Source organism: Bradyrhizobium sp. HKCCYLRH2060 (assembly GCF_051168135.1).
Lineage (GTDB): Bacteria > Pseudomonadota > Alphaproteobacteria > Rhizobiales > Xanthobacteraceae > Bradyrhizobium.
The window spans coordinates 57,872-76,339 of the sequence record NZ_JBNPUK010000019.1 but is presented as its reverse complement, the minus strand read 5'-3'; the positions used below and the strand labels follow the sequence as shown (position 1 = coordinate 76,339).

At 63.1% G+C, this 18,468-nt stretch carries 16 protein-coding genes; 11 read left to right on the top strand and 5 right to left on the bottom strand.

From position 1 onward, the window contains the following. Positions 1-42: 42 nt before the first annotated feature. Complete coding sequence (locus ACQR10_RS28515; protein WP_315802383.1) at positions 43-435, bottom strand: flavodoxin family protein; 393 nt, start codon at positions 433-435, stop codon at positions 43-45. Between the two features lie 37 nt (positions 436-472). Then, positions 473-841, bottom strand: coding sequence for a CapA family protein (locus tag ACQR10_RS28510; RefSeq protein ID WP_315802382.1), 369 nt, complete (start codon positions 839-841; stop codon positions 473-475). 212 nt (positions 842-1,053) lie between these two features. Here ACQR10_RS28510 and ACQR10_RS28505 point away from each other — a divergent pair, with 212 nt between their 5' ends. The 11 genes from ACQR10_RS28505 to ACQR10_RS28455 all read left to right on the top strand — a co-directional run bounded on the left by ACQR10_RS28505 (position 1,054) and on the right by ACQR10_RS28455 (position 16,233). After that, on the top strand, positions 1,054-2,238 hold the full coding sequence (locus ACQR10_RS28505; protein ID WP_316218425.1) for a hypothetical protein: 1,185 nt from the start codon (positions 1,054-1,056) through the stop codon (positions 2,236-2,238). A gap of 119 nt (positions 2,239-2,357) precedes the next feature. Further along, a complete protein-coding gene (locus ACQR10_RS28500; RefSeq protein ID WP_316218424.1) occupies positions 2,358-3,527 on the top strand; it encodes a hypothetical protein in 1,170 nt (389 codons plus the stop codon). Between the two features lie 275 nt (positions 3,528-3,802). Further along, positions 3,803-6,061, top strand: a complete 2,259-nt coding sequence (locus ACQR10_RS28495; protein WP_434864248.1) for a hypothetical protein — start codon at positions 3,803-3,805, stop codon at positions 6,059-6,061. Between the two features lie 93 nt (positions 6,062-6,154). Next, positions 6,155-6,979, top strand: a complete 825-nt coding sequence (locus ACQR10_RS28490) for a DsbA family protein (RefSeq protein ID WP_316218422.1) — start codon at positions 6,155-6,157, stop codon at positions 6,977-6,979. Between the two features lie 222 nt (positions 6,980-7,201). Then, the gene (locus ACQR10_RS28485) at positions 7,202-10,042 is read left to right on the top strand and encodes an AMP-binding protein (RefSeq protein ID WP_316218421.1); all 2,841 of its coding nucleotides are present in this window, start codon (positions 7,202-7,204) and stop codon (positions 10,040-10,042) included. An 11-nt stretch (positions 10,043-10,053) separates the two neighbouring features. Then, complete coding sequence (locus ACQR10_RS28480; RefSeq protein WP_316178395.1) at positions 10,054-10,500, top strand: YbhB/YbcL family Raf kinase inhibitor-like protein; 447 nt, start codon at positions 10,054-10,056, stop codon at positions 10,498-10,500. 408 nt (positions 10,501-10,908) lie between these two features. Next, a complete protein-coding gene (gene acsA, locus ACQR10_RS28475; RefSeq protein WP_434912149.1) occupies positions 10,909-12,720 on the top strand; it encodes an acetate--CoA ligase in 1,812 nt (603 codons plus the stop codon). Continuing rightward, entirely contained in the window at positions 12,717-13,721 is a 1,005-nt protein-coding gene (gene pdhA / locus ACQR10_RS28470; RefSeq protein ID WP_315802374.1) for a pyruvate dehydrogenase (acetyl-transferring) E1 component subunit alpha, read from the top strand. The genes acsA and pdhA overlap by 4 nt, the downstream gene beginning before the upstream one ends. 6 nt (positions 13,722-13,727) lie before the next feature. Beyond that, positions 13,728-14,735 carry an alpha-ketoacid dehydrogenase subunit beta gene (locus ACQR10_RS28465; RefSeq protein ID WP_315802373.1) on the top strand — a complete coding sequence of 336 codons (1,008 nt, stop codon included), beginning with the start codon at positions 13,728-13,730 and terminating at the stop codon, positions 14,733-14,735. 8 nt (positions 14,736-14,743) lie between these two features. Then, positions 14,744-15,955 (top strand): dihydrolipoamide acetyltransferase family protein, encoded by a 1,212-nt coding sequence (locus ACQR10_RS28460; protein WP_316218418.1) that lies wholly within the window; start codon positions 14,744-14,746, stop codon positions 15,953-15,955. After that, positions 15,952-16,233, top strand: coding sequence for an acyl carrier protein (locus ACQR10_RS28455; RefSeq protein ID WP_316218417.1), 282 nt, complete (start codon positions 15,952-15,954; stop codon positions 16,231-16,233). Before ACQR10_RS28460 ends, ACQR10_RS28455 begins: the two co-directional genes overlap by 4 nt. Positions 16,234-16,384: 151 nt before the next feature. Here the strand turns inward: ACQR10_RS28455 and ACQR10_RS28450 are convergent, their stop codons facing one another. The 3 genes from ACQR10_RS28450 to ACQR10_RS28440 all read right to left on the bottom strand — a co-directional run bounded on the left by ACQR10_RS28450 (position 16,385) and on the right by ACQR10_RS28440 (position 18,295). Continuing rightward, the gene (locus tag ACQR10_RS28450) at positions 16,385-17,356 is read right to left on the bottom strand and encodes a bifunctional enoyl-CoA hydratase/phosphate acetyltransferase (protein ID WP_315802370.1); all 972 of its coding nucleotides are present in this window, start codon (positions 17,354-17,356) and stop codon (positions 16,385-16,387) included. 5 nt (positions 17,357-17,361) lie between these two features. Then, entirely contained in the window at positions 17,362-17,562 is a 201-nt protein-coding gene (locus ACQR10_RS28445; protein ID WP_316238325.1) for a hypothetical protein, read from the bottom strand. A gap of 208 nt (positions 17,563-17,770) precedes the next feature. After that, on the bottom strand, positions 17,771-18,295 hold the full coding sequence (locus tag ACQR10_RS28440; protein ID WP_434912148.1) for a dienelactone hydrolase family protein: 525 nt from the start codon (positions 18,293-18,295) through the stop codon (positions 17,771-17,773). Positions 18,296-18,468 lie beyond the last annotated feature (173 nt).

Sequence of the window (18,468 nt, the reverse complement as noted above, 5' to 3'; positions counted from 1 at the left end):
CTTCGCTGAAATGTCGCAGGCTGCCTATCAGCACGCAGCCATTCAGGCCGCAGTTGGCGCCGCTCTTTCACGCTGCTCGGCCAGACTGCGCTGCAGGGCCTCCGCAAACATTACGACCTTCGCTTGGTACGTAGCCGATGCGACCTCACGTGCCGTGATTGCGAGACATCCGACTGGAGGCTTGCCCGCGAGTTCCTGCATCTGGCCGAAGGCTCTGTCGCTGCCTGCCCCGCCCAGCGTGCAAAAGAACGCCACCGCAGGAAGTCTTGACCTGCTTGCCAGCAGGAAGGCGCGGACGGGCGACGAAAGCGACCAGGCCCACACCGGCGTGCCGACAACAACGAGATCATAGCTCGATGGATCCTTGGCTATCGTAGCAATGCGCGATGGGACCTGCCGTCGCGCTTCGATCACCGATCGTACATAATCACGCATCCCTCTCCGGCTTACGGCCTCGACGATCTCTTCGCTGTCACAGCTCAGCGCTGTCCAGGCCGGCGTAGCCCCAGTCGAGCACGTGGTTATTGGCCAGGACACAGCGGTCGATTCCTGCTGCGATGAGGCAGTCCGCGTTCTCTGGGCTCATGCGGTAGTTGATACCCTTGTGAGCCCCGTCGTTACTGTGGGTCACGGCCGTTTCGAGATTGACGATCCGTGCATCCGGCTGCATGCGCGCGAGTTCGTCCAGGGCGGCGCCCCAGATGTAGGATGGTGCATTGCGCCGCGAAATGGGGCCGCTCGCCTGCTCGGCAAGGACCACATAATCCTCGGCCGACCGCGAGGCCTGCTGCTCAATGAGCTTCCGAGATGCGTCAGATGAAGCTGGACGGGTCGCAGTCATCGTCAGCGCGAAGGCGAAGGATCTTGGAGGGTCGAATTCGGGTCCGCTGCGACGGGCGGTTTCGCCCCGCTGTCTTCGGGGCCACGCGTACAAGGAAAGCTGAAGGCGCCGTCGTCGATGACGTGACGAGCATGCCGCGTCGATTGAGGCATCTCAATTTCAATAGATTGGACTTTGCCTAAGCTGGAGGTATCCGGGCTGGGACGACGACGATGACATTTCCCACGGGCTGGTGGATCCAAGGTGTCGCCGTCATGGCGGCAGTCGCGCTGCTCGGCTCCTCTGCGAGCGCAGGATGCAGCTTCGAGGACGTTGCCAACGCGTTCTGCGGAACGCTCAAGGCAACATCGGACTGCAAGTCTGTTTGCGAGGATGACGCATCCTGCGCTGCCGCGGTCGCACTTGAAATAGCTCTTGCGGGGGTCGCCCTCGAAGGATCGGACACCGGAAAAGGACAAGGGCTGGTCGATCAATTCTGCGCGGAAGCCAAAGTGAAGGGAAAGGATATCGTCGGTGCGCTGAACACGATATTCGGCAATGCAATCGCGAAGGAAGTGCTCGGCGATTTGTCAACTGAGCTCGCAGCCGTGGGCTCAGCTGCCAAGGTTGTGCAGTGCGCCTGTGAAACGGAGCAGAGCACGAATTCGATCGGCGCCGATATCGGCGCGTGCATTCAAGATGCGTTGTGCGGGGGGCTGGGGATCGGCTGCAATTGCTCGCGGCCACCGCCTCAGATGGCTTATTGCGGATCGGTCGACGTCAAGCATTGCCAGACGGAAGGTCACTTCGATCAGATGAAGGACCCCGCCTGCGTTCCCTACAGCTCGATTGCGAACTGCAATGACAAGTGGCAGAAGTGCGGCTACGGCGACAATATCCCAACGGTGGAGAGGATTGAGTCGGCGGAGGGAACGCTGGCCGTTCAACTACCTCCCACGCAAGAGGATACGGGTTGTGACCCGGTCATATCTTGCTTTTGTCCCAAGCCGATGGTGCCGGCCTGGCACGAGATCTCCAATCCGAACAGCGACGTGCATCGCTGGCTATTCGCCTGCGATTGTCCATATGAGGCCAACAATCCGGATCATCAAACACACCCAGGCCCGATCCTACCGAGCGGCTTGTCTCAGTGCCTCTGCGACAACACGGGTAAGCCGGCGAACCTGGGTTTTGCGCCGTTCGGCATGTGTCCGCCGCCGGCGTGCCCCGCGGGACAGACGCGTATGGGCCTGACCGGTGCGTGTGTGACACCGTGCTCCGATCCAACCCAGGGCATGGCGTTTGATGGCAGTTGCTGTAATCCCGCGCAGATGACGTCCTGCGGGCAATGTTGTCCGGTGGGCACGATACCTGACCCGAACAGCGGCACCTGTGTGCCGAAGCAGGCGGTGAAATGAGATTGGCGTCGTGACGCCACGGCCGGCACGATCGGCCGTCTATCGATTGACGCATCTCAAATTCAATGGACGCGGGTTCGGTTATCTCTATCGGGCCAAGTCAGTGGCGGGCGATGGTCATGCAACTTCGAGGAAGTTGGTGGTTCCACGGCGCAGCGATCGCCGCCGCAATGCTGCTGTTAGCGTCGCCGGCGCGAGCAGGCTGCAACCCAAGCGACATATTCAATGCTGCCAAACAGACGGTGGGCGGACTGTCGAGTTGCGCGGATGCCTGTGCGGACGGAGCTGGGTGCGCTGCGGCGGCTGCAGCCACCGGGGTCCTCACCGAGGTCGCCGGCGCTGCGGGGCAAGGCGCGGTCAACTCGTTCTGCAGCAAAGTACAGGGAAACCTCACCCAGATCCTCGCCCAACTGCAGTCGGCGGGCGGCTCGAAGATTGGACAGGGCCTGCTCGGGGAGCTCGCCAATGTGCTGTCCGCCGTCGGTTCGCCCGCGAAGGTCATGCAATGCGCCTGCTCAACCGAGCAGGGGGCGGGTTCCCTTGGCTCGGACATCGGGCAATGCATGGAGGACGCGCTGTGCTGGCTTCAGGAAGAGATTGGTCTCGGCGCTTGCGATTGCACGCGACCACCGCCCCGTTTCGCCAATTGCGCTGCCATCGACCTGAAGAAGTGTGAAGGCAAGGACTTCCTCACCAGAATGCATGACCCTGCATGTGTTGCGCCCGGCTCGATCGGCCACTCCATCCCGAGCTGCCAAAGCACGGGGAGCTACATGGAGCCGTGGCAGCCGACATTGGCATGCACGACGACTGCCGAGGGAACACTCATCGAGCAGTTGCCCCCTTCCGCTGAGGGTACAGGTTGCGAAGGAGTGCAGTATTGCTTCTGCCCGTCGCCGATGAAGGCTGACTGGCAGGAAGTCCCCAATCCTGATTCAGGCGATCATCGATACGCCTTCGCGTGCGAGTGCCCGGACGGCACGCATCCCGGCGCCATGATGCCGAGCGGGATCTCGTCATGTCTGTGTGACAACACGAACCAGCCCGCCAACCTGGGCTTTGCGCCGTTCGGCATGTGTCCGCCGCCGGCGTGCCCCACCGGACAGGTTCGCATCGGCGGCATCGGCGACTGCATCACGCCGTGCGCCGATCCGAGCCAAGGCATGGCGTTCGATGGGAGCTGCTGCAATCCGGCCCAGATGACCTCCTGCGGGCAATGCTGCCCGCTGGACACCATCCCCGACCCGAAGAGCGGCACCTGCGTTCCGCGACCTGAGCCCCCGAAATGAGGCGACAGAGCATCATGGAATATTGTCGTCATACCTCGTTGGCTATCGCCGCCCGTGCGATGCTGCGCATCGTCATCGTGTCGAGCTTGGCACTCGCGCTCGTCAGCACGGCATCGGCTCAGGCCCCCCGGAGCATCTACGCGCCGGGCCAGGCGGTCGTCACCGGCTTCTCCGGCGGTCTGCGTCCGTTCGAGATCGAGCCTGGCCAGGACCCCGATCTGAACTCCTTCATTAATCCAGACGGACCGTCGCTGCGCGTCGTTGATCTCAGCCGCATGGGCGGGCCGCCGGAAGCACAGGTGGTCGGCGCTCCGAAACCGTTCACGGTGAGCGCGAAGTGGATCGGACAGGTGTTCGGTGTTGCGCTGGACGACCAGTCGCCCCCCAACATCTATGTCGCGGCGACATCGGCCTATGGGCTGCCCATCGTCGCACCCGGATCGGATGGCAAGCCGCAGCACATCAGATCCGGGAGGACCGGTGCAGTCTTCATGCCGGCACAATGGGGCCCCGGAGGAGGCCCTGGGTCGATCTGGAAGATCAACGGCCTTACCGGCGAGGTGAAGCTATTTGCGAACGTCCTCACTGAGGGAAAGGCGAACTCGGGCGCAGCGCTCGGCGCGCTCGCGTATGATTCTGCCACGAAGTCGCTGTTCGTCGCCGACCGCGAGACCGGCCTGATCCATCGCCTCGACCCGAACGGCGCGGATCTCGGCGTCTACGATCACGGCACCGCCGGCACGGCCGCCGTCGGGCTTGCGCCGATGCCCGCTGCTGGCGGGGCCGGCATTAATCTCGCGAGCCCACAGTTTGATAGCGCCCGCCCCGAGACCTGGGGCTATGCCGCGACGGCACGGCGCGTGTTCGGTCTCGCGATACGCGATCGTCGTCTCTATTATGCTGTCGCCGACGGACTGCGCATCTGGTCGGTCGGCCTCAAGCCGGATGGTTCGTTCGGCTCGGACATCAGGATCGAGGTCGCAGTGCCACCCGCGGCCGGCCCGACCGAAATCTCGCGCATCACCTTCGATGATGCAGGGCGGATGTATCTTGCCGAGCGGCCGGCGCCGACTGGCGCGCAGGATTTCGAGGCGCTGTCGGCGCCATCGGTCGGTCGCGCGCTGCGCTATACCATGATCGGCGTCACCGAGGCCCAACAGCCGATCTGGCAGGCCGTGCCGGACGAATATGCGGTGGGCTTCCCCGAGACCTTCCGCAACGACAATGGCGGCGTCGCCATCGGCTACAGCTACGATGAGCGCGGCAACATCAATCCCCGCTCCTGCGGCGGCTTCGTCTGGATCACCGGAGAACAGTTGCGCTACACGACCGACCCCAAGCTCTCCGCAGAGCTTGGTCACACGGACATGCTCGCAATCGACGGCCTGCAGGGAAATCCAGCTTGGCGCATCCGTCGTGGCGATGCGCCGCCGCGGATGAGCTATTTCATCGATTATGCCGATGCGCCGCCCGATCTGTCGGCCCGGGGGCATCTGGGAGACATTGGTATCCTGCGGATCTGCGCGGAGCAGCCGGCGGAGCTGCTCCCGGGCCCGCTCCCGGCCGGCGTGCCGCTGCCACCGCCGAGTTTCCGCGCCTGTCAGACGCATGTGTGCGGTCCCCCGGGTTTCCCGGTCTGTCCGATCAATCAGGTGTGGAGCAAGGGCGCTTGCGCGTCGAACTGCGCGCCGCCTGAAATCCTCCTGGGCGGCAGGTGCTGTTCACCTGCCGACCTCGGACCCGGCGGTGCCTGTTCGAGCGGCTCGATTCCATCGACTGACATTGCCAAACCGATGTGCGGGGTCACCCAGACGGCGATCGGCCCCAAGCAGGAGTGCTGCAACAACGATCACATCTATTCCGGTCCGGGTGGCGTTCAGGCTTGCTGCCTGAGCGCTCTCGTGAATGGCGTTTGCGAGCCCTCCATTCCGAAAATCCCAAACGGAAAGTGCCCGGATTGCTGTTCGCCCGGCTATGTGAAGATCGCGGGCAAATGCTGCCTGAAAAGCCAGGCGACTTCGAAAGGGGTTTGCTGTCCGATCGGACAGACGCCGAGCGCCGACGGGACACAGTGCCAGCCAACGTTCAAGATTCCCAAGATCTCGCTTTGCTGTGCCGCAGGCTATGTCCCGACCGCGGCGGGCAAGTGCTGCGCGACCGCAAACCTGACGACGAGCGGCGAGTGCTGTCCGGCCGCCGTCAATCCGAAGGATCGCTCGCGATGTGTTGCGCCTGCCCAGAAGAAGTCCGTTCCGCAAGAGCCCTGCGCCGCGGGCAAGGTTCGCGACGACGAGGGCGTTTGCGTGGCGCGAAAACCCTCGCCTGTGCCTGTCGTGCCCGGGCCGTCACCGCGACGTCCCTCGATACCCAAGGTTCCAGACAAGCGCGCGCCGTCTAACACAGGCCCGATCACCTGCCCGCCCGGCATGGTTCCCGGGCCACTCGGCAAGCGCTGCTGGCCGGCCGCACGTGGTCGCATTGCGCCGCTTGCGCCTCGCTGGACTGCACCACCGCCGCTCGAGAGAGGTCGCTAGGAGCTTTGTGTGGTGCCGATGATGATGCAGTGCTCGCTTGTCGTGGTGAAGAACACGAGTGGAAGGAACTGAGGGATGATTGGAGTAACTGACATGCCGAAGCTCTCGCGCATTCGTATTCGTGCCATCACAGCAGTCACGCTCGCTGCCGCGGCGATCGCCGTACCCAGGACAGCCCAGGCTGAGTGGCAGCGCGCGGACATCGACCAGGCGATCCAGCAATACCTCGCCGCGCACCCGGAAGCCCTGGGGCCGGCAATCGAGAAATACCTGGCTGATCACCCGGAGGCGGTGCGCACTGCCCTGATGGCGCTGATTGCCAAGCGCAACGCTGTCGCCCAGACCGCGCCCGCGGCTGCGGCGGCCAGCGTCAAGCAGGCGATCAGTGACAACGCCAAGGCGCTGTACAACGCGCCGTTGCAGACGACACTCGGCGCCGCTGACGGCACCAGGACGGTGGTCGAATTTTACGACTTCAACTGCGGCTATTGCCGCAAGGCGCTCGGCGACACCCTTGCGCTGATCGCCGACGAACCGAACGTGCGCATCGTGCTCAAAGAGCTTCCGATTCTCGGGCCGGACTCCGTCGAAGCCGCGAAGGTCGCGATCGCGCTGCAGATGCATCATCCCAGTGCCGGGGAATCCCTGGAGTTTCATCGCCGCCTGCTGGCGAAGAAGGGAAGGGTCGATCGTGCCGCGGCGCTTGAGGTGGCCGCAGATCTCGGCTTCAACGCAGGCGAGATCGAGAAGGATGCGGCGAGCGTCGAGGTGAACGAGGCCCTGCAGCAGAACACGCGCCTTGCCTCGGCGCTCGGCATCAATGGCACGCCGGGTTATGTCGTCGGCGACAGCATAGTCCCCGGGGCGGTCGGGGCCGCAGGGCTGAAGGCACACCTCTCGGCTGTGAAGGAACCATAGCGCGCGAGCGGCCGAGGCTTGGCACCAGCTCCGCCAAGTGCGTTCCGGTGACGTCCCCGCACAGGAACAGACGCACCTGACGCAATGCGTCGGTCATGGTGGCGACGCTGGTTGCGACATGGATGCGGCGGGCAACTGCTGGCGGTTGCCAGTGCCGCATCTGCGCATGGCCAAATTGACATTGCTCAATAGTCGCGTGAGCTATTCGAGCTACCTGATGTCATGGATGATTTTGCGCCAGGCACTCTCGAGCGTCGTCGCGCCTTGATCGCGCTCGTGAAGGATCTCGTCCACGAGCTTCATCCTCAGCGCGGCCGGTTCATGGAGGTCGAGCCTTCGAGTCGCATCGAGCGAGACCTCGGGATCGACAGCCTCGCGCGCACTGAATTGATCCTGCGCATCGAGCGGGCTTTCCACGTTCGCCTTCCGGCGCAGGCGGTCGGCGAGGCAGAAACCGTCGAGGATCTGGTCCGCGCGCTCGAACGGGCCGGCCCGACGCTGGACCGCCCGGTCTCAGTCGGGCGCCCGGTTTCGGCGCTTCCGGCCGTACCGGCCGCAAGCGAGGCGCGCACCTTGATCGAGGTGCTGGACTGGCACGCCACGCGACACGCCGACCGGCTGCATTTGACAGTATTGCAGGACGAGGCGACGACGCTCGGGACGCTCACCTATGGAGAACTTGCGGCGAAAGCCCGGCAGGTGGCCCGCGGTCTGATCGCGCGAGACATCACGGCAGGAGACCGGATTGGATTGATGCTCCCCACCAGCATCGATTTTTTCGTCGCCTTCTTCGGCATTCTCTACGCCGGCGCGATACCGGTCCCGATCTACCCGCCGATGCGCCTGTCGCAGCTTGAGGACCATCTACGGCGCCAGACCATGATTTTGCGCAATGCCGGCACCCGGATGCTGATCACCATGCCGGAAGGACGGCGATTAGCCGGCCTGCTTCGCAGTCTGGTGCAAAGCCTGGTCAGCGTCGCCAGTGTCGCCGACATCGAAGCCTCCGCGGCGCCGGCGCCGCTACCCCGTTTGAAGGATGCGAGTGCAACGGCCCTGATCCAGTATACGTCAGGCAGCACCGGTGACCCGAAAGGCGTGGTGCTCAGCCATGCGAAGCTGCTCGGCAACATCAGAGCGATGGGCACGGTGATGGAAGCCGGTTCCGCCGACGTCTTCGTCAGCTGGCTGCCGCTGTATCACGACATGGGGCTGATCGGCGCGTGGCTCGGCTGCATGCATTATGCAGCACCGCTCTACGTGATGTCGCCGTTGAGTTTTCTGATCCGACCGCAGAGCTGGCTGTGGGCGATGCATCGGTATCACGCAACGTTTTCAGCATCGCCCAATTTCGGTTTCGAGCTATGCCTTGCCAAGATCAGCGATTATGATCTCGAGGGACTCGATCTGGGCTCGCTGCGCATGGTCGCCAACGGCGCCGAACCGGTCAGCGTCCAGACTCTGCGCCAGTTTGCCGAGCGGTTCGGCCGTCACGGCTTTCCCGCAAAGGCGATGGCGCCGGTCTATGGCCTGGCCGAAAACTCCGTCGGCCTGGCTTTTCCGCCGCTCGGCCGCGGGCCGGTCATCGATCGCATCAATCGCGACGAACTGAGTATTCACGGCATCGCGAAGCCGGCACCGCCTGGCGATACAGCGGTCCTGGAGATTCCGGCGTGCGGCCAGCCGCTTCCCGGCCATGAAATCCGCGTGGTTGACGCGACCGGCCGCGAGCTGGGCGAACGGCGGGAAGGACGGATCGAGTTTCGCGGCCCATCAGCGACAAGCGGCTATTTCCGCAACGAGACGAAGACGCGCGAACTGTTCCATGGAGATTGGCTCGACACCGGCGACCGAGGCTACATGGTTGGGGGCGACATCTTCGTGACGGGACGCGTCAAGGACATCATCATACGAGCCGGCAGGCATCTCTATCCCCAAGAGATCGAGCAAGCAGTTGCCAATATCCCGGGCGTGCACAAAGGCGGCGTCGCGGTGTTCGGCGTACCCGATCGCGTCTCGGGGACGGAGCGCGTTGTCGTGCTGGTCGAAACCCGTGAGTCCGACCAACCTCGCCGCCTCGAGTTGCAGGCGCGCGCCCAGGAGGTTGTGACGGACGTCGCAGGCACGCCACCCGACGAGATCGTGTTGGCGCCGCCTCGCACAGTGCCGAAGACATCGAGCGGAAAGATTCGCCGCAGTGCGGCCCGGGAGCTATACCAAAGAGGCGATATCGATACGCACCAGGGCACACTTGGTTTGCAGTTGTTGCGTCTTGCCCTTGCCAGCGCGGCGACTCAGGCCGGTCGGCTTGGCCGACTGCTCTACGAGGACATCTATGCAGCATGGTGGTGGATCATGCTCGGCGGCGCCTTCGCTGCGGGATATCTTGCCGTGCTCATCCTTCCGACGCCGAGATCGCGCTGGTCGGCGCTCAGGCAGATCGGTCGCATTGCGCTCGCAGGGATGGGCGTTCCGCTTGCGATCAAGGGCCTGGAGAAAATTCCTGCGCAAGGGGCGGTACTCGTATTCAACCATTCCAGCTATATGGACGCCTTTGCTCTGGCTGCGACACTCCCCAGGGAGCCAGCGATCGTCGCAAAGCGTGAATTGGCCGAGCAGCTTGTCGCAGGACCAATCCTGCGCCGGCTCGATATTCCCTTCGTCGAACGTTACGACGTCTCGGGCAGCCTGACGGATGCCGCGCGACTGGGTGCGCTAGCCCGCGACCGGCGGCTTCTCGTCTTCTTTCCAGAAGGAACGTTCACGCGCAGGGCCGGGTTGTCCGGCTTCTATCTCGGCGCCTTCAAGACCGCGGCAGAAGCCGATCTTCCCGTCCTGCCGGGCATCATCGCCGGCACACGGACAATGTTGCGCAGCGATCAGTGGTTCCCGCGCTACAGCGCAGTCAGCATCGAGATCGGCGATCCGATCCAACCCGGCGGCACCGATTTTCAATCCATCATTCGGCTGCGCGACCAAGTGCGACAATGGATGCTCGCTCGTTGCGGCGAGCCGGATCTGGAAGAACTCGTCAAGCCCGAGCCGATGTCCCCCGCAGCCTGAAGGAGAGAGCCATGAAGCTCGTTTCCAGCGCCTTTGCCGACGGAGCGGTCATTCCGCGGCACTTTACCTGTGACGGAGACAACGTTTCGCCTCCTCTACAGTGGTCCGGTGCGCCAGCGGGAACGCGGAGCTTTGTGCTGCTCTGCGACGATCCCGACGCGCCCGCCGGCACTTGGCATCACTGGGCGGCCTACGACATTCCGCTCACGAAGACGGAGCTTGCCGAGAATGCCACGAATGTGATCATCAAGGAAGCGGTGAACGACTTCCACAAGACCGGCTATGGCGGGCCCTGCCCTCCACATGACCACGGGCCGCATCGTTATCATTTTCGGCTGCTCGCGCTTTCGACCGACCATGTCAGGGCCAAGGCAAACGCGTCCTGCCGGGATGTCGAGCGCGAGGCACGCAAATTTGCGCTCGCGGAAGCGGTTCTTGTCGGCCGCTATGAGAGATAGCGCTGCCAACCTGAGCGCATAGAAACATGACCCATTGTCAATCTGCGGCAAAGCGCGCGTGTCGGGCATCGGCAAGAAGCTCGCGAGACGCGCCCCCATTGATATGACTAGGGTGGCGTGATCGCGGCCCTCGAACTGGATCTCCGGCTCGCTCGCCTGGTGTCATCGACAATGACCGTCAGCTCATATGCGCCTCCAAACGCGGGCACCGCACCTGCGTCGTCACTGCAAACCCAACAGGACTCCAATTGCGGCTGGATGAAACTTCGGGGACAGGTCACACGGTGCCAAACTGGCAGACCGCGGGGCTCATTGTTGACGCAGATCAACGAGCGTCCGCGCGCTCGGACCAAATTTTAGCTGGTACAGCGACGCGTCGGGCGCGTTCGCAATGAACCGGAGCCAATCATGACCACCACGGACGCGGCGAACTCCCGCGGCGGGAGTGAAGCTCAGACCGAGCAGCAATGCGAACGAATCCGCAAGCGCCCGCAAGACTACGTCGGCGCAAACCTGATCGATTATGATGAGGCCAGGCGGACCTTCTCATGGGCCGATGCGCGAGCCTTGCTCGACGGGCTTCCCGGCGGCGGTCTCAACATCGCCCATGAGGCCATCGACCGCCATATGAAGGCCGGTCGCGGCGACAAGCTTGCGCTGCGCTGGATCGGCCGCGACGACAGCACTCGCGATTTCACCTATGCCGCGCTCGGCGCCCAGGTGAACCGCTTCGCCAACACCCTGGCCCGGCACGAGATAAGGAAGGGCGACCGGGTCTTCTCGCTGCTCGGGCGGGTGCCGGAACTCTACATCGCAGCCCTCGGCACGCTGAAGAATGGCGGCGTGTTTTCACCCTTGTTCTCGGCGTTCGGACCCGAGCCCATCAAGGCGCGCATGACGATCGGCGGAGCCAAGGCGCTCATCACCACCGAAGCCTTCTATCGCCGCAAGATCGAGCCCTGGCGCAGGGAGCTCGCCAGCCTGGAAAGAGTGTTCCTGACTGAATGCTCGGCCACTTTGCCGCCCGATACGATCGACCTTGCTGCGGCGCTTGCGGAGGCCTCTGAAGTCTTCGAGACGGTGCGGACCCTCCCTGAGGATATGGCGCTGCTCCATTTCACCAGCGGCACGACCGGCACGCCCAAGGGAGCGGTGCATGTGCACGAGGCGGTCATCGCCCACAATGTGACCGGCAAGCTCGTGCTCGACTTTCATCCCGACGATATTTTCTGGTGCACCGCAGACCCGGGATGGGTCACCGGGACTTCTTACGGAATCATTTCGCCACTGACCAATGGCGTGACCATGGTCATCGACCAGGCCGAGTTCGACACCGAGCGCTGGTACCGCATTCTGCAGGATCAGAAAATCACGGTCTGGTACACCGCGCCGACCGCAATCCGCATGTTGATGAAGGCCGGCGCCGAATTTGCCAAGAAGTTCGACCTGTCGACGCTGCGCCTGCTCGCCAGCGTCGGCGAGCCGCTCAATCCGGAAGCCGTGATGTGGGGCATGGAGGCTTTCGGCAAGCCGTTCCACGACAATTGGTGGCAGACCGAGACCGGCGGCATCATGATCACGAATTTTCTGTCGATGGACGTGAAGCCGGGGTCGATGGGCCGACCACTACCCGGCATCGAGGCCGGCATCGTCGAACGATTGGAAGGCGGCGGGCTGCGCGAGATTGCCAAGCCGATGGCCATGGGCGAATTGGCCTTGCATCCGGGCTGGCCGTCGATGATGCGGGGCTACCTGAACGAGGAGGCGCGCTACAAGAAGTGCTTTGCAGGCGGCTGGTATCTCACCGGTGACCTCGCGATGCGCGACAGCGATGGCTATTACTGGTTCGTCGGCCGCGCCGACGACGTCATCAAGAGCTCCGGCCATCTGATCGGACCTTTCGAGGTGGAGAGCACCCTGATGGAGCACAAGGCCGTTGCGGAAGCCGGCGTGATTGGCATCCCGGAGCCCACTGCCGGCGAGGTGGTCAAGGCCTACGTGGCGCTCAACCCGGGCTTTGCGCCGAGCGACGCGCTGCGAAAGGAGCTCCTCGGCCACGCGCGGCAGCGGCTCGGACCGGCGGTCGCGCCAAAGGACATCGCGTTCCGCCAGAACCTGCCGAAGACTCGCAGCGGCAAGATCATGCGGCGCCTCCTCAAGGCCCGCGAACTCGGTCTGCCCGAAGGCGACCTCTCCACTCTCGAAAGCGAGGAACGATGACGGTTGCAGCCACAAAGCCGCATTTGTCGCGCGAGCACATGCTGGGTCTGCTCAAGCACATGATCCGCATCCGCCGCTTCGAGGAGAAATGTGCCGAATTGTACACTCAGGAGAAGATCCGCGGCTTCATGCATCTCTACGACGGCGAGGAAGCGGTCGCTGTCGGAGTGATAACCGCGCTGGAAAAACGCGATCGGATCGTGGCGACATATCGCGAGCACGGGCAGGCCCTGGTGCGCGGCGTGCCGATGACAACCGTGATGGCCGAGATGTACGGCAAGCAGGAAGGCTGCAGCCGCGGACGTGGCGGCTCGATGCACTTGTTCAACGCCGCGACCAATTTCTATGGCGGCAATGCCATTGTCGGTGGCGGCCTGCCGTTGGCGATCGGCCTTGCGCTCGCCTCCCATATGCAGGGCGATGATCTCGTCACGGCATGCTTCTTCGGAGACGGCGCGGTGGCCGAAGGCGAATTCCACGAAAGCCTGAATCTGGCGGAGCTTTGGCAGTTGCCGGTGTTGTTCGTGTGCGAAAACAATCTCTACGCCATGGGAACCGCGCTCGCCCTTTCGGAATCCGAAACTGACATCCAGCGCAAGGCGGCATGCTACCGCATCACTTCGGAAGCCGTCGATGGCATGGATGTGGTGGCGGTCGAGGCGGCGGCCCGCCGCGCGGTCCAGGCGGTGCGCAAAACGCGCATGCCCTATTTTCTTGAATGCCGCACCTATCGGCTGCGCGCGCATTCAATGTTCGATCCCCAGCTCTACCGCGACAAGGCCGAGGTCGAGTCGTGGCGTCCACGGGAGCCGATTGTGCGTTTCCAGGGATGGCTCGAGGCCAATCACATGGTCCATCCGGACGAGGTGTCCCGCATGACGGCCGAGATCGATGCCGAAATCGCTGAAGCAGTCGTTTTTGCTGAGGCCGGGACATGGGAGCCGACCGAGCAACTGAGCCGCTTTGTTTATGCAGACAGAGCGGTCCCCACCGGGATGTGAGGTTTCATGCAGCAGGTGGCACCCAGGACCAATGCAATCGAGATGACCTATCGCGAGGCGGTGCGTGCAGCGCTTCGGGACGCGCTCAGCCGCGACAACCGCGTCTTTCTGATGGGTGAGGACGTCGGTCGCTATGGCGGCTGCTACGCGGTGAGTCACGGACTGCTCGCCGAATTCGGGCCGCAGCGGATTCGCGATACGCCGCTCTCGGAGTCAGGCTTTACCGGCGCCGGCATTGGCGCAGCAATGGCTGGCATGCGGCCGATCGTCGAGCTGATGACGGTCAATTTCAGCCTGCTCGCGCTCGATCAGATCCTCAACAATGCAGCGACGGTGCGCCACATGTCGGGCAATCAGTTCGGCGTGCCGCTTGTGATCCGCATGGCCACCGGTGCCGGCCGCCAGCTGGCAGCCCAACATTCCCACAGCCTTGAAGGCTGGTACGCACATATTCCCGGCATCAAGGTGCTCGCGCCGGCAACCTTGGAAGATGCCCGCGGCATGCTGTGGACCGCCCTACAGGAACCCGACCCGGTGCTGATCTTCGAGAACGTCATGCTCTACAACATGTCGGGCAAGCTCGCGTCCGGTGCCGGAGCCGTCAATATCGACAAGGCTGCCGTGCGCCGCCAGGGCCGCGATATTTCTCTCATCACCTATGGCGGGTCGCTCTGGAAGACGCTCGAGGCTGCGACCGCGCTCGCAACCGATGGCATCGATGCCGAGGTGATCGATCTGCGCAGTCTGCGGCCGCTCGACGACGCCACGATCATGACTTCGGTGGCCAAGACCCGACGTGCCGTCATCGTCGACGAAGGCTGGCGCTCCGGGAGCCTGGCGGCAGAGATCGGCATGCGCATCGTCGAACAAGCCTTCTGGTCGCTCGACGCGCCGATCGGGCGGGTTTGCAGCGAGGAGGTGCCGATCCCCTACCCTCACCACCTCGAAAACGCGGCACTGCCACAGACAGCGAAGATCGTGACCGCTGCGAAAACGGCGCTCGGCCGGACGTGAGGCGGGCCGTGGCCGAATTCCTCATGCCCTCTCTCGGCGCCGATATGGAAGCCGGCACGCTGGTGGAATGGCTGGTGAAGCCGGGAGACCGGGTCAAACGCGGCGATATTGTTGCGGTGGTCGAGACACAGAAGGGTGCGATCGAGATCGAAACCTTCCTGGCCGGCGAAATCGAAAAATTCCTCGTCAATCTTCACAGCAAGGTGCCAGTCGGAACGCCGCTAGCACTGATCCGTACCGACGGTGAAGAAAGAGCCGCCGTCACAGCGCCGGTGCCACCGCCGTTACCTCTGCCAACCGCGCATCCCCCGATTGCGGTGCCCTCCCAACCACCGCCCACGCCGATCGGCGCGCCAATGCCGCCACCGCTTGCGGCTGCTGTCGTGGGACGGCTTCCCGCTTCGCCTGCCGCACGACAGCTCGCCGCAGAACGCGGCGTCGATCTCTCCACCATCACCGGCAGCGGACCGGGCGGAGCAATCGTCTACGTCGACGTGGAGCGACAGTCCGGCGCAACCCCGCCACCAACCGAAAAGAGGCGCGCGGGCGGGCTTGATCTCGCGGCGATGCGGACAGCCATCGCGGCCGCAATGGCCCGGTCGAAGCGGGAGATCCCACACTATTATCTTGAACATCAGATCGACGTCACGCCATGCGAACACTGGCTGGCCGAACAAAACGCGGCGCTTCCGCCCGACAGCCGCCTTTTGATCGGCGCGCTTGCGCTGAAGGCGGTCGCGCTGGCGATTCGTCGCTTTCCAGCCTTCAACGGCTTCTACCGCGACAACAAATTCGAGCCGTCAAAGGCGGTGCATGTCGGGGTTGCCATTGCGATCCGCGGCGGCGGCTTGGCGGCGCCGGCTCTGCATGACGCGGACCGACTGCCGCTCCACGACTTGATGAGCAGCTTACGCGACCTGGTGCAACGAACGCGCTCGGGGCGGATTCGCAGTTCGGAACTGTCAGATCCGACGATCACAGTATCCAGCCTCGGCGAGCGCGGAGTCGAAGCTCTCTATGCCATCATCTATCCACCCCAGGTCGCGATCGTTGGCTTTGGTAAGGTCGTTACGCGTCCCTGGATCATCGATGGCGTGATCGGCCCCCGTTCCGTGGTGACCATGACGCTGGCAGGTGATCATCGCGTGACCGATGGACACGCCGGCGCCTTGTTTCTGGCCGAGATCGGCAGACTTTTGCAGGAGCCTGAAAAGCTATGACCGAGATCGAGATTCGCAAAATCACGCAGGGTGAGCTCAGCGAAATCGTCAAACAGGAGCTTAACAACATCGCGCCAGAAGTCGATCTGGCAAACATTGATCCAGCAGCTGATTTGCGCGAGAACGTCGATATTGACTCGATAGACTTCCTGAACCTCGTGACCGCCCTGCATCACCGGACGGGCATCGATATTCCGGAGATCGACTATCCCAAACTCGTTACTCTCTCCGGAATGATCGCCTATCTCAGAGCCAAACTGGAATCGGCCAAGGAGTAAGTTGGTTGCACCCGCGGGAATTGCGAGTTCTGAGCCTTGCCCGGCAACTTCAATCGCCGGCCGCTTGAATCAGGATGCAACGGGCGGCGGCGCGCGCCCCCCGGTCGGAGCGATGCTGGGCTCTGTCTAAGGACGAGAAGTCCTGTTTCTGCTAGGCAGTCGGCACGCGATAGCGTGCCCACAGCAACGCGATTGCACAAGATCCGAGTCTCGCCAGTGATTTGTCGGCCCGGCTCGTCAGAATGATGGGAACGCGAGCACCGATCACAACGCCCGCAACGTCCGCGCCGGCGAGATATTCGAGTTGCTTTGCCAGCATGTTACCCGCCTCGATGTCGGGCACAACAAAGATATCGGCCCGTCCGGCAACCGGAGAGACGATGCCTTTGCTCGTCGCCGCCTCCCTGGAAACGGCATTATCGAAGGCGAGTGGCCCGTCGATGACGGCTCCAGTGATCTGACCGCGATCCGCCATCTTGCAGAGTGCCGCCGCATCGATCGTGGAGCGAATCTTCTCGGTAACAGTTTCGATCGCCGAGAGAATTGCGACGTGAGGCGACGGATTGCCAAGCGCATGCGCAAGGTCAACTGCGTTTTGCACAATATCCCTTTTGTCGGAGAGATTTGGATAGATGTTGATGGCTGCGTCGGTCACGAAAAGCGGCCGCGGATAGAGCGGGGTGTCGATGACAAATATGTGGCTCATCCTGCGCTCGGTCCGCAGCTTCTCCTCAGCCAGGATCGGCATCATGAATTCATCTGTATGCAGGCTGCCCTTCATCAGCGCTTCCACCCTGCGGTCGCGGGCGAGGGCGGCCGCCTGTACAGCGGCCGCATGGCTGTGCTCAGCCGGAACGAGTTCGTAAGGGGTCAAATCGAGCTTGGCCTGCTCGGCCGCCGCCCGTATCTTCGCCTCGGGCCCGACCATCACGGGCAGAATCAAGCCCGCTCGCGCTGCTTCGATGGCACCGCTGAGAGACAGGGCATCAACTGGATGGACGACGGCTGTGCGGAGGGGCTGCAGGCCTTCCGCTTGCTCAATGATCCTCTGATAGTGACGGCCCTTCGCTTCGGGGCGGACAGACGCGCCTCCTTGCTGGACTGTGATGGTTCCGCTGTCCATAGGATTCATCCGACATGACTCCGCTCGGAGATGCTTGTCATATCCAGCCCCATGGACAGACGGGTGCCATGAGGTAAATCAAAGGTCTGACGACCAAGCAGGCGGCTTGAGAGAAACGTCAATCCAGCCACGGAGGCTGCGAGGCTGGAGCGGATCGGCGATATCCAGCATTGCTTCAAACTGCCTTTCTGCGCAGGGCTGGTCATGACACGTCCTGCGCAGGGGTGGTCATGACACGTCGCGTGCCTGCATCGTTGTTACTTGGCAGCGAATTGCAGAAGCTCGTCAGCCTTGCGCCCAGCGTCGTGATCGTTGTGCCGTCACGGACTGGCTGTTCACGTTCGGCTGAGGCAGGTCGCATGTGGCCGGAGACGAAAACGATCCATCTCGTCTCCAATCGGCTCTCGAACGGCGCTACGATCCCTTGCGCTCGTTTTCGGTCCCGATACCGGGCGCCGACTTCTCCGAGCCAGCCCCGAGATAATGTTCGAACCAGCGAGCAGCATGCTCAATAACCGCCTCCAGCGCTCCCGGCTCGGGAAACAGGTGGCTGGCACCCGGAATGATTTCCAAGGCCTTCAAACCCTGCAGCCGTGCCAACGCCTCCTCGTTGAGTTCGATCACGCCGACATCCGCTCCTCCCACAACAAGGAGGGTGGGGGCCTGAACTTCATCAAGGAAGTCACCAGCAAGGTCCGGCCGGCCGCCCCGCGATACGACAGCCCTCACGTGGCGGGGAAATTTCGCGGCCGCAACGAGTGCAGCCGCAGCTCCAGTGCTGGCCCCAAACAGGCCCAGGGGAAGTCTTGCGAGAGACGGCTGTGCATCCAGCCAGCTGACAACGCCAGCGAGCCGGTCCGCTAGCAGCGAGATATCGAAGACGTTGGCCCGATCATCCTCTTCATCGTCGGTGAGAAGATCGAATAGAAGCGTCGCCATACCCCGGGTGTTCAATGCGTCTGCGACCGCCCGGTTTCGCGGACTCAACCGACTTGAACCACTCCCATGTACGAAGGCGACAATTGCATAGGCATCTCCCGGGACATGCAACACTCCTGCAAGACCAATCGGCGGGATCCGGATGTCGTGGGTGTCACTTCTTACCTGTGCCA